Below are 10,406 nucleotides of genomic sequence, written 5' to 3'. Positions count from 1 at the left end.
GCTGGGTGCGTGCAGCTGCGAGGCGGAGGATTGAGGCAGATGGGGTCTCCCCTGCTCGAGCGCAGCCGAGAGCTTGGGGAAGGAGCCATGGTGATGGACGACAACGCGGCAGATGTGCGTGCCCAGCCCCGCGACGCCGCCCCCATTTGCCGGTCGGTCTTAACGGTTCTCACCGTGTACACCGGTCCCGGCCGCACAGCCCCGGGCCAACACCCTGGCTATCTCGCCGCGATGGCCGCCCACCGCGCGAGCGGCGGCACCCGCGAAACCGGGCTCGCGCTCCTCATCCGTGAGGCCGTCGTCTGCCAGACCGAGGTCCTCCGCCACCACCGCGAGCCCGAGGACGCCTTCGTCGAACCTGCGGCCCAGGCGGAAATCCTCCAGGCCCAGCAGCGCCACACCAAGCCCACCGGCACGCTGGAGGACAGCAGCCGAGCTCGCGGTGCAGCGCCACCGGCGCGTGGGCTGAGGAAACAGGCCGCTGGGAGACTGCCCTCACGGGTGTGCAAGGAGGAACCGGGGAACGGGCACCCGTTGCCCGCGACGGGCGCCGTCGTTGGCCTGACCGAGGGGCGCACGCAGGGAAGGCCGTCATGCCGCTCTGCTCCCCGCGCTGCGCCTTTCCTCTGCCGCAACAGAAGCCGATCCTGGCCTCCAGGACCAGTCGACCAAGGCGAATCCCCATGACCACAGGCAGCACCGACGACAACTCCACCGCAGCAGGAGACCCTTCACCGCCGCAGGCTGCGAGAAGGTGGCTCAGCGGTCCGGCAGCGCTGGCGTATGCGGTCGCCGTCGCTAGCGCGGTGGTGGCCGCCGTGGCGACTCCGCTCGGGGACCACCTGATGAAGTCGTTCTTCGACGAGCCGACCTGCCCGGGAGAGGCGTGCGAGGGCAAGAACCCGCAGAACCAGGGCTGCGGTGAGGACGCCCGCACGTTCAAACCCGCTGTGGACAACCCGGCCCTACTCCAGATCCGCTACAGCGAGGGCTGCAAGGCGGTGTGGGCGAGGATCGAGCACGGCCACCCCGGGGACACGGTCACGGTGAAGGTGGCCGGTGGCGCCATGCGCGGGGCCGAGGTCGAGTACGGCGACGACAAGTTCACGAGCATGGCCGCTGTTGCGGACGGTGATTTCCAGGTCACGGCCTGCGTGATCCCCAAGCCTGGTGGCGGCAGCACGTTCGAGCGGTACTGCATCCAGGCGACTGAGGCCACCGCCTGGCGGTGACGGCAGGTGTCAGTCGAGGTCGGGGCGGAGGTCCCGGAGTTCCGCGCCGAGCTGGTCCGTCTGCGCCAGGACCCGGGTCAGCCGGGAGGCGTCTTCCTGCCGCAGGTCGAGATCGTCCACCGGACTGCCCATCTCTGTCGGCGTCTCCGGTTTCTCCGGTGCGAATCTCCACGACAGCCAGGCCCTCGAGCCGCTCGTGCGGGGCATCCCGCCCACCCGCGCGCCCCGGGCCGTGCCGTCTGCGAGGAACGAGTGGGTGCGCGGTCTGGAGGTCTTCACAATCGCCGGGAACCCGTACGCATTCGCTCGGGCCGCCAAGGCCGTCGCCCAAATGCTGTGCATCTCCCAGCGCACCGTCGAGCGGTACGTGAAGGACCAGATCAAGAAGCCCCGCCCGGACCTCGCCGCGCGCCTGGAGCGCGAGGTGAAGAAGCGGTGGCAGCCGCAGATCCGGGCCAAGGCCCGCGAGAAGGCGGCGACAACCGGCGGCATCGTCATCGACACCCGCGCCCGCATGGGCTATACCGCGCCGATCGGGTCGACAGACCAGGACCGCATCCGGCACCTGACCGTCGCCCTGCCGCCCCGCTACGCCGCCCGCCTGTTCGACGCCCAGGAGCAAGGCGCCAGCGACCAGCAGCTGCAGGGGATCGCCGCGGAAGCCCTCAAGGAGGTGTACTTCCAGGACGGCGGCCGCCGCGCCGGCTCCCTGAAGGAGGTGCGCTTCACGGACGTGGAGCACTTGGAGTTCGACCTGTAGCAGCCGCGCCCCGAACAACCCGCGAGCCCGGACCAATTGGTCCGGGCTCGCTCGCGTATCCGCGGGGGCGGATGTTCATGCACGCGATGCCGTGCCCAACGGCAAGCGGCTGCGCCGGCTACGGCTGCTACAGCTCCTCTCCACGCTCACGCCGCTCACGAACCTGCTGCATCGTGATGCGGCCCGAAGCGTTACGACCCGCGACCCTCAAGGCCCACCATCAGCAATTCGCTTCTGGAGTTCCTCCACCCGACCACGGGCCGCGACCTCCCGCGCCTCCATCAACGACACCATGCCGACCCCTCCTCCACCCGGCCACGGTAGAAGTCCTCCCCCTTGCCCACACCCTCAACCAGCGTTCTCCCAGCTCAGCACTTTCCTGGAGACGAACTGCACCCCCTTTCTGCTCGCTGGTTATAGGTTGGCGGGATGAGCGATCAACTGAATACAGGAGGCCAGGCGGCCGAGGTCGAGGCGGCGTGGGGCCGCATCGTGGCGTGGCTGGAGCAGTATGCCCCCACCTCGTACGCCTCACTGCTGCCCCCCGCGCGGGAGACAGAGATAGCGAATGCGGATGCGGCGCTGAGGCAGCACCTCGGGTTCGCCCTGCCGTCGGAGCTGGCCGCGCTGTGGCAGCTGTGTGGCGGTGTGGAGCACCAGTACATCGAGGCCAATGAGGAAGACGGCGAGGTCGGGTCGGGGGCGTTCTTGCCTGGCGGGATCCTGCTCGGCCCGGCGGATGCGCTCAGGCTGCGGCTGCCCGAGATCGGCCGCAGCGACGGGTGGGGTGCCGCGGTGGTTCCGTGGCTGACCGGCGACGAAACAGGCCCCGAGTCCGGGCACTACGTGGGCGCGGACGGCGTCGGCTACTGGTCGCTGCCGGACAACCTGGCCTGCGACAAGCCCGGCTATCCGTCGATCGCCGCCTATCTCGAAGCTGTGCACCGCACGCTCACCGAAGGGCCGGCCGATGCCATGGGGCCAGATGTGCCCGGCCTGGTGTGGGGCTGCCTGGTCTGGGATGACCCCGGCAGCCCGCTCCTGAACGATGCGCTGGAGCACTGGCGCCCCGTCCACTGACCACGCCCCGCCCGGGGCCCGCCTGGCTGACGGGCCCCGGGCAGACGTGCAGTGGCTACGGCTTCTTCATCTCGCAGATGAGGTTCACCGCACCGGTGTTGCAGCCCTTGAACCACAGCTGACCGGGATTGACGGCGAACTCGTCGTCGTTGATGACCCGCATCTGCGCCAGGATGAGGCTGATCCCCGGGAGTGGACACCGGGTTTCATGCGACGAGTGACAGCGTACGTGACGTGATCAGTTGCTGTTCGAACTCGGCTGGTGTGAGGTAGCCGAGCGCGGAGTGCCGACGGCGCCGGTTGTAGTACGACAGCCAGCGGAACAGCTCGAGCCGGGTCTGTGCCTTCGAGGTCCAGCGGCGGCCATGGAGCAACTCGCGCTTGAGGCCCTGGAAGAACGGCTCGGCGAGGGCATTGTCATAGCTCGAGCCGACCCGGCCCATACTCCGGCGGATGCCGTGCCGACGGCAGACCTCGGCGAAGGCGGCCGCGCTGTACTGGGCGCCTCTGTCGGTGTGGAAAACGACGCCGTGGACCCGGCCGCCGCGGGCGGCCACAGCCATTTCGATCGCGTCGGTGACCAGGGAGGTGCGCATGTGGTCAGCGATCGACCAGCCCACCACCCTTCTCGAGCAGATGTCGATCACCGTGGCGAGGTAGAGCCACGTTGTGCCGACGGCTATGTATGTGATGTCGCCGCACCATCTGGTGTTCAGCGTGTCCGCAGTGAAGTCGCGCATCACCAGGTCCGGCGCGGGCGGCGCGGTCCTGTCCGCGATCGTCGTCCGCTTCTTCTTCCGCGGGTGACGGCCGACGATGTGGTTGATCCGCAGCAGCCGGGTTACGCGTTTGCGGTTGATCCTGTGTCCTCTCGCACGCAGTTCAGCATGGACGCGCGGGGCGCCGTAGGCGCCCTGGTGTTCGGCGTGGATGGCGCGGATCTCGCTCACGGTCCGCTTCTCCTCGGCCTGGCGCTCGGTGCGGGCCTGCTCGGTGGCCAGGTGCCGGTAGTAGCCGGCGCGGGACGCTCCAAGCACCCGGCAGATCCGCTTGACGCCGAAGTCGGCGCGGTTGTCAGAGATGAAGTCCCAGCGGTCGGGGCTCACTTCACCTCACGGGCGAAATAGGCAGCAGCCCGGCGCAGGATCTCGCGCTCCAGTCGCCACTCCTGCTCGGCCTTGAGTAGCCGAGCGTTCTCCGCTCGCAGCCGGGCCAGCTCCTCGGCCGCGCCCTCGCTGCCGTCGCGGCCCTCGGGCACGGCCCGGGCCTCGTACTTGCGCACCCAGGTCCGAAGCGACTCCGCGGTGATGCCGAGATCAGCGGCCACCGCCGCGTACGTCCGCTGCCCGGCCGCGGCGCGGTAGAGCGCGACAGCGTCCTTCCTGAACTCCTCCGGATGCGGAGACTTGCGTCCCACCTGGACATCCCTCCCTGGACCATCAAGATCCATTGTCAGGGTGTCCACTCCAAAGGATCAGCCTCACCCGGAGCCAAGACCCACTACCGGCGACGCCGCGACGACCACGGAGACTGGCACGCAGCCGCCCAGCGCAATCTCTTCAACCGCATGATTGGCCAGCTCTACCACTGCCTTCAGAAGCGCAACCTGTTCGATGAGAACACGGCCTTCCCCACCGAACTCGCGGCTGTTGCTTGACGAGTTAAGGCCCTGAGGTTTCTGATGCGGCACTAGGACGCACGACAGGGCGGCTCGTACGGTTTGTCGGGCAGGTAGTGCTTCCACTCCTGCCGGGTGATGGGATCGCCGACCGATTCGCAGATGTCGCCGATGACCCGTTCTGGGTTGGTGTCCCACATCTCGATACCTGCGGATGACCTGACGATGGCGAGGAATTCTCCGTCCGGGCTGAACTGGAGCGCGTAGAAGTCGGCTGCACGCGATGAGCCGGGCAGGTAGGAGTGCCGTCTTGGATCCTTCGGATCGATCAGGTCCCAGATCTCGGGGCGTTCGTCGGCACCTACGGTTTTCTTCGCGGTCAAGGCGAGGTGGGTTCCGTCGGGGCTGAAGGCGATCGGGCTGCCATGGACGCCCACGGTGATGCGGGACAGTTCGTTGGTGAGCCGGTGCCCCTCGACGCGCCACAGCCTCAGCGTGCCCCCGTTGTCGTAGGCGGCGAGCAGCTTGCCGTCCGGCCGGAACGCGATGTGCACCGAGTCGATTCCGGTCTCAACGGGGCGCGCCCACCGCTTCTCGGGATGCGCCGGGTCGGTGAGGTCCCAGCTCTCCAACTTGTCTACGGGCTGGGGCCGGGGATCGTCCGGGTCGGCGAAGGGGGCATCGGTGAGGAGGAGCGACTCGCCGTCCGGGGAGAAGTCGAGCTTTGTGGTCGCCGCGTCGATCTGGGCGGTCTGCCGTGGATGCTTGGGGTTCGCGATGTCGTAGATCCGTACGACCGGCGTCTTGTGGTTGTTGTCTCTGTAGCCGTTCATGTCGGACACCGCCAGGACGGGCTCGGTGGGGCTGAAGGCGATCGCCGCCACACCGTTGTCCAGCTCGTCGATGGTGGCCAGCGGCGCGCTTCTCGGGGGCGCCGAGGTGCTGCGCAGCCGCAGACCGACGTTCTCCTGCTTCTTGCCCTTCTTGTCGACCTCACCGCCCTCGTACAACTCCACGTCCGCGAGGAGGCGTCCGTCCGGGCTGAGGGCGATGTCCCCGCCCGTGAACATGTCGGGGGAGCGGGTCGCGGCCAGGAGTTTCGCCGAGTCCGGCATCTCCGTCACGTCCCACAGGTAGTTCACGCCCACTCCTTGAAGGGCGATCAGCGGCTTCTTGCCGGCCAACCGGTAGTCGAACTGGCCTCCGGTTCCGGGCGTCGCCGGAAGGAATGCCTCAGCACCCGGCTGGGCGGAGTTGTTGAGGTAGAAAACGTGCACGCCGTGGTCGGTGGCCTGCAACAGTCTGCGGGGCTTGGCGGGGTCGAACAGGACCATCCCTACCTCGTCGTAGCTTCCCTGGCCGCCGCCCGACGCCCCGGACAGAACCGCGCCGGGAAGGAGGTTCTTCTGGTAGATCCACACCTGCCAGGTGCTGCCGCAGGCCACGACGACGTACTCGCGCTTCGGGTTGAACGCCAGGGAGTGCAGGCCCTCGTAGCAGGGAGTGGACGTGTCGCTCGTCGAGTCGTCCTTCTTCTTCTCCACCCGCCGGGGCTTGCCGGGCGCGTCCAACCGCCACAGCCCGAGCTTGTCCCCGTTCTTCACGGCGACCGGAGCCGCGAGCATCCGTCCAGTGGGGTTGAAGGCCACCCGGTGCAGCGGCCTGGGGTTCACAAGAATGCTGCGGTCGTATATCGCCCCCTTGAGCGCGGCGACGCGCTCGGGGCGCCCGGAGTCGGCCGCCTTCCAGAGCTGGATCCGGCCGTCTACGCTCATGCTGGCGAGCAGGTCACGTTTGGCGGACACGGCCAGGGAATCGATCCGCGCGGAATGTGCCCGGAGTGTGGGCAGCGGCCTCGGCGCGGCACGTTCGCCGATGTCCCAGACGCGGATCTCACCGGTCGTCAGGCCGCTGTACAGGACCTTGCCGTCCGTGCTGAGGGCGAGCGCGTGGACGGCGTGGTCCAGCTGCGGCGAGGCGGTCTGTCTCGGATGGTCGGGATCCGATATGTCCCACAACTGCACCCATGCCGTCTTGGGCCGACGCTCGTCGTAGGTGACTGCGGCGAGTGTCCGGCCGTCCCGGCTGATCGCGACCGGGCCGATCACGCCCGCGCCGACCCTCGCGGAGCCGCCCGGGAAGCGCAGCTCGATCGCGTCTCCGACGGAGAGCACGAGGATGCGGCCGTCACCGCTGTAGGCGAGGTCTTGGGCAGGCTCCTCTGCGTTGATCACACCGGGTGTGCGCCGACTGTTGAGCAGCGTGCCGCGCCCCGCGTCCTTGTTCATCCGGTACGAGACCAGGCTGAGCTGCTTGGCCAGACCGGGCTGCTGGTCGCGGAGGTCCTCGGCCTCGGCGGCGAGGTACCGGGCCAGGTCGCGTTCGCCCGCCCGCTCGGCCCGCCGCTGGAAGATGACCGAACCGATCAGCCCGGATGTGGCGAGCACGACCAGGGCCATGAGAAACGTCACCGCGATCCGGGCCCGGCGCACACCCCGGCGCTCCTGCTGCCAAGAGGCGTCCACGAACTCGGCGAGCACAGAATCTGGTTCGACCGCGCTCGCCGGTGACAACTCGGCGCGTTCCCGAATGGCGGCCAGCCTGCTCCCCCGATACAGCAAACGAGGACTCCCGCCCGGCCCTCTCCCACGCCCGGGCGTCGGCGGCGAGTTGCTGGCGGGCGCGCAGCCAGTCCCGGTCCGCGTCGACCCACTCCGTCAGCCGGGGCCAGGCGCGCAGCAGCACCTCATGGCTGATGCGTGCGGAGTCGTGGTCAAGCGTGAGCAGGCGGGCCTGGGTGAACCGGTCGATGGCCTGCTGTGCGGCCGCTGTGTCGGGCAGCCCATGCAGAAGGGCGGAGCGGTCCACGGGCTGGGCTGTGTCGGCGGAGTCCTCTCCTACGCGCACCAGCCGGGGCAGCATGAGCCGTACCGCTTCCCGGCCCTGCCGGTCGAGTCCGTCGTACGTGTCGTCGGCGGTGGTCTTGATTGCCTCCGCGATACCGCCGACGGAACGGTACTGGGCGACGGTGAGCCGCGATCCGACGCGTCGCAGCCAGGTCGCCCACAGGACATGGGACAGCAGCGGCAGCACCCCCGCGGCCGGCTGCCGGTCTGCCGTCGCGCCGAACTCGTGCAGGATCACGTCGGCGAGGCCCTCGTCGAGGACCAGCCCCGCGGCGGCGGCCGGTCCCTCGATGGCGGCGTGGAGTTCGTCGGGGGTCATCGGCTCGACCAACAGTTGGGTGTCGCGCAGAGCGGCGAGCAGTTCGGGGTGCGCGGCTGCCTGACCATAGAAGTCCGCCCGGAGCGCGAGCACCACCAGCGCCCCCGGCCGGCCCCCGCCCGAGGGCCGGGCCAGGGCAGTAACCGCCCGCAGGAACGCGGTGCGCTCCGACGGGTCCAAGCACAGCGTGAACAGTTCCTCCAGCTGGTCGACAAGGACGATCAGCCGCTGCTCCGGCCGGCCGGCCAGCAGCCGTTCGGCCAGCTCGGTCGCGCGGTCGGGATCCTCCCGCATCAGATCGACAGACTCGGGGTTGGTGTCGAACCGAGCTGCCAGCCGCCGGAGCGGGCTTCTGCCGGGGGTGAGGCGCAGGGAGAGCCAAGAGGTGGTGCCGAGCAAGCCCCGCTCACGCAGTCCGGCCATGAGACCGGAGTTGAGCAGAGAGGTCTTTCCCGAACCGGACGGGCCCACCAAAACCAGCGGGCCCGGCTCATCTGCCGCGGCCACCTCCGTCAGCGCGGTGAACACCCGCTCCGTCATACCGTCACGCCCGAAGAACACGTCGGCGTCATCCACCCCGAAGGCGTCCAAGCCCAGATACGGGCAGCGGCCGGGCGCGGGCTCCGCTTCCTCTGGAGGCCCCACCTGCGTCGGCACCGCCGGGTTCGGTGCGATGACGAGGTGTCCCGAGCGGTCCCCGGCCTGGCGCCGGGGTAGCGGCCCCTGCCGGTCACTCATCGCCCGGAAAACCCAGTCGAACACGGCATCCAGGGTCAGCGGCTGAAGCCCGCGCGGGTCGCCGTGCGTCAGCAGTTCGATGAGCGCACCAGTGAACGCGGTGTGCATGGCGTCAGGAGGCGCGAGAGCCAGTTGTTCCGCGGACCCCATGAGGTACATGCCGTGCGCGGGCGTCATCGTGAACGCAGGCAAGGACGGGCTGCCGCTCAAGGAGACCCGCCCGGAGAAGCAGCAGTCGAGTACGACGACGACGGACGACGCCCGGCTCGCCTCCAGCGCCTGCCGCAGCGAGGAAAACGACAGCGCCTGGTGCTCGGCCATCCCAGGGGTGAGGCGGTCGGTGCCGGTCGCCGCCAGGTACAGCTCTCCGTCCGGGCCGAGCAGACCGTGCCCGATGAAGTAGACCAGCAGCACGGTGTCCGCGCGCTGTGCCTCCTCGGTGACGGCCCGCGCCATGGTCTGCGCGTCGGCCGGGTCGAGCAGCGTGCGCAGGAGGCCGGGCCGCACCCCGCAGCGTTCGATCAAGGCCGTGCGCAGATCCTGGCAGGAGGTGGCGACCGCGGGCACCGACGTCAGTAGGGGACCCTCATGCATGGCGGTCGCGATCAACAGGACCCGTACGCCTGCACCGGATAGGTCCGTCACGGCAGCTCGCGACGCTCGGGCACGTCCGTGTCCCCTTGTTGCCGACTCAACAGGTCGGCGACTTCGCTCACTTGCTGCTGCAGAGCGTCAGCGTCGAGACCGGATACCCGCTTCGCGGTCAGCTCCAGCGAACTGCGGTCTGGGAGCGTCACCTTGATGTGTACATCACCGCGGCGAGTGCGCAGCCAGGCGATGAGACCGGTGGCGAACGCGCTCGCCGCACCGGCCGGGCCGAGTGCGACCGACAGGGCGTCCAGCACCGGGCCGAGCGTGCCGGTCTCCGGTGGCCGCTCCACACCGTCGACCCGCCCCCGTAACTCCTGAGCGTCGGTCAACCAGTCCCGTAGCAAACGGAGTTGATTTCCGCTGTCGAGGCCTTCCGCGATCACCTTAACGTCCATGGCTCCCCCGTCATCACCGCATGAGATACGCGTCAATCGCGACTCCTGAGGTTAGCGATGTTCGCCGTAGCTGCCACCCCGTCATGCAGCCAGTATCGAGTACTGGGCGTGTTCTAGTTCCCAATCGTTCGCATCGGCGACTAGAACACGCCAGCAATGAATGACGGTGGTCGATCTCAGTCGGCGGGCTTCCAGGCACGGATCTCCAGGCCGACGATCGGTGTGCCGGGCTCGATGCAATCGTTTTCGACCAGCCACTTCTGGACCGCGGTCGCGACGTCACCGCCTGCGGCATCGAACACGGCCTTGAACTCTCGCCCGTTGAAGCCGCCGTACCTGTAGCTGGACGAACTACTTCCGGACTGCTGAACAGCCCCGGTTCGTCAACCAGGCGGGGTTGTCAGACTCGGACGCAGGCCCAGTTCAAACCAGACCACCTTGCCGGTCGACAGACGTGTCGCCCCCCACCGTCTGGCCAGCCCGTTCACGAGGAACAGGCCACGGCCGCCCTCGTCCATGAGTCGGGCCCGGCGCTGCCGGGGCAGCTGCGGCGAATCGTCGCCGACCTCGCAGCGCAACAGGTCGGTGCGCAGCAGCCGAAGCGTCACTGGTCGCTCCGCATAGCGCACCGCGTTGGTCACCACCTCGCTGACCAGCAGTTCCACCGAGTCGGAGAGGTCGTCGAGCCCCCAACGGCTCAGCGCCCG

At 68.8% G+C, this 10,406-nt stretch carries 10 protein-coding genes and 3 pseudogenes; 5 read left to right on the top strand and 8 right to left on the bottom strand.

Annotation, left to right across the window (positions count from 1 at the left end; all coding sequences use genetic code 11):
* Nucleotides 1-159 precede the first annotated feature (159 nt).
* On the bottom strand, nt 160-399 hold the full coding sequence (locus tag ABTZ94_RS33050; RefSeq protein WP_351206399.1) for a hypothetical protein: 240 nt from the start codon (nt 397-399) through the stop codon (nt 160-162).
* Between the two features lie 284 nt (nt 400-683).
* On the opposite strand from ABTZ94_RS33050, the gene ABTZ94_RS33045 reads away from it, so the two are divergent.
* The gene (locus ABTZ94_RS33045; protein ID WP_351206397.1) at nt 684-1,232 is read left to right on the top strand and encodes a DUF2690 domain-containing protein; all 549 of its coding nucleotides are present in this window, start codon (nt 684-686) and stop codon (nt 1,230-1,232) included.
* 9 nt (nt 1,233-1,241) lie between these two features.
* On the opposite strand, the gene ABTZ94_RS33040 is transcribed toward ABTZ94_RS33045, so the two are convergent.
* The gene (locus ABTZ94_RS33040; RefSeq protein ID WP_351206405.1) at nt 1,242-1,364 is read right to left on the bottom strand and encodes a hypothetical protein; all 123 of its coding nucleotides are present in this window, start codon (nt 1,362-1,364) and stop codon (nt 1,242-1,244) included.
* On the opposite strand from ABTZ94_RS33040, the pseudogene ABTZ94_RS33035 reads away from it, so the two are divergent.
* The 3 genes and pseudogenes from ABTZ94_RS33035 to ABTZ94_RS33025 all read left to right on the top strand — a co-directional run.
* Nucleotides 1,354-1,461: pseudogene (locus ABTZ94_RS33035) on the top strand (IS5/IS1182 family transposase); the annotation flags it as partial. The gene ABTZ94_RS33040 and the pseudogene ABTZ94_RS33035 overlap by 11 nt on opposite strands.
* Nucleotides 1,462-1,488: 27 nt before the next feature.
* The gene (gene tpg / locus ABTZ94_RS33030) at nt 1,489-1,992 is read left to right on the top strand and encodes a telomere-protecting terminal protein Tpg (protein WP_502967350.1); all 504 of its coding nucleotides are present in this window, start codon (nt 1,489-1,491) and stop codon (nt 1,990-1,992) included.
* Nucleotides 1,993-2,421: 429 nt separating this feature from the next.
* A complete protein-coding gene (locus ABTZ94_RS33025) occupies nt 2,422-3,072 on the top strand; it encodes an SMI1/KNR4 family protein (protein ID WP_351206395.1) in 651 nt (216 codons plus the stop codon).
* A 206-nt stretch (nt 3,073-3,278) separates the two neighbouring features.
* Here the strand turns inward: ABTZ94_RS33025 and ABTZ94_RS33020 are convergent.
* Nucleotides 3,279-4,489 (bottom strand): annotated as a pseudogene (locus ABTZ94_RS33020) (IS3 family transposase).
* 60 nt (nt 4,490-4,549) lie between these two features.
* On the opposite strand from ABTZ94_RS33020, the pseudogene ABTZ94_RS33015 reads away from it, so the two are divergent.
* Nucleotides 4,550-4,729 (top strand): annotated as a pseudogene (locus ABTZ94_RS33015) (IS110 family transposase); the annotation flags it as partial.
* Between the two features lie 32 nt (nt 4,730-4,761).
* Here ABTZ94_RS33015 and ABTZ94_RS33010 read toward each other — a convergent pair.
* The 5 genes from ABTZ94_RS33010 to ABTZ94_RS32990 form a co-directional block, all read right to left on the bottom strand.
* A complete protein-coding gene (locus tag ABTZ94_RS33010) occupies nt 4,762-6,978 on the bottom strand; it encodes a WD40 repeat domain-containing protein (protein WP_351206401.1) in 2,217 nt (738 codons plus the stop codon).
* Complete coding sequence (locus tag ABTZ94_RS33005; RefSeq protein WP_351206393.1) at nt 6,878-9,298, bottom strand: caspase, EACC1-associated type; 2,421 nt, start codon at nt 9,296-9,298, stop codon at nt 6,878-6,880. Before ABTZ94_RS33005 ends, ABTZ94_RS33010 begins: the two co-directional genes overlap by 101 nt.
* Nucleotides 9,295-9,699, bottom strand: coding sequence for an effector-associated constant component EACC1 (locus ABTZ94_RS33000; protein WP_351206391.1), 405 nt, complete (start codon nt 9,697-9,699; stop codon nt 9,295-9,297). Before ABTZ94_RS33000 ends, ABTZ94_RS33005 begins: the two co-directional genes overlap by 4 nt.
* A gap of 176 nt (nt 9,700-9,875) precedes the next feature.
* Nucleotides 9,876-10,001 (bottom strand): hypothetical protein, encoded by a 126-nt coding sequence (locus ABTZ94_RS32995; RefSeq protein ID WP_351206389.1) that lies wholly within the window; start codon nt 9,999-10,001, stop codon nt 9,876-9,878.
* Nucleotides 10,002-10,082: 81 nt separating this feature from the next.
* Nucleotides 10,083-10,406, bottom strand: a 324-nt coding sequence (locus tag ABTZ94_RS32990; protein ID WP_351206387.1) for an ATP-binding protein, incomplete at its 5' end; no start/stop codon positions are given.

This window comes from Streptomyces sp. NPDC002785, assembly GCF_040295565.1.
In the GTDB taxonomy this organism is placed as follows: domain Bacteria; phylum Actinomycetota; class Actinomycetes; order Streptomycetales; family Streptomycetaceae; genus Streptomyces.
This window is presented reverse-complemented; position numbering and strand designations above follow the sequence as displayed.

What these genes read in the sequence shown, in the direction of transcription:
- ABTZ94_RS33045 (WP_351206397.1), top strand. Translation starts at nt 684, where the DNA reads ATGACCACAGGCAGCACCGACGACAACTCCACCGCAGCAGGAGACCCT.
- ABTZ94_RS33000 (WP_351206391.1), bottom strand. Translation starts at nt 9,699, where the DNA reads ATGGACGTTAAGGTGATCGCGGAAGGCCTCGACAGCGGAAATCAACTC.
- ABTZ94_RS33025 (WP_351206395.1), top strand. Translation starts at nt 2,422, where the DNA reads ATGAGCGATCAACTGAATACAGGAGGCCAGGCGGCCGAGGTCGAGGCG.
- ABTZ94_RS33010 (WP_351206401.1), bottom strand. Translation starts at nt 6,978, where the DNA reads ATGAACAAGGACGCGGGGCGCGGCACGCTGCTCAACAGTCGGCGCACA.
- ABTZ94_RS33040 (WP_351206405.1), bottom strand. Translation starts at nt 1,364, where the DNA reads ATGGGCAGTCCGGTGGACGATCTCGACCTGCGGCAGGAAGACGCCTCC.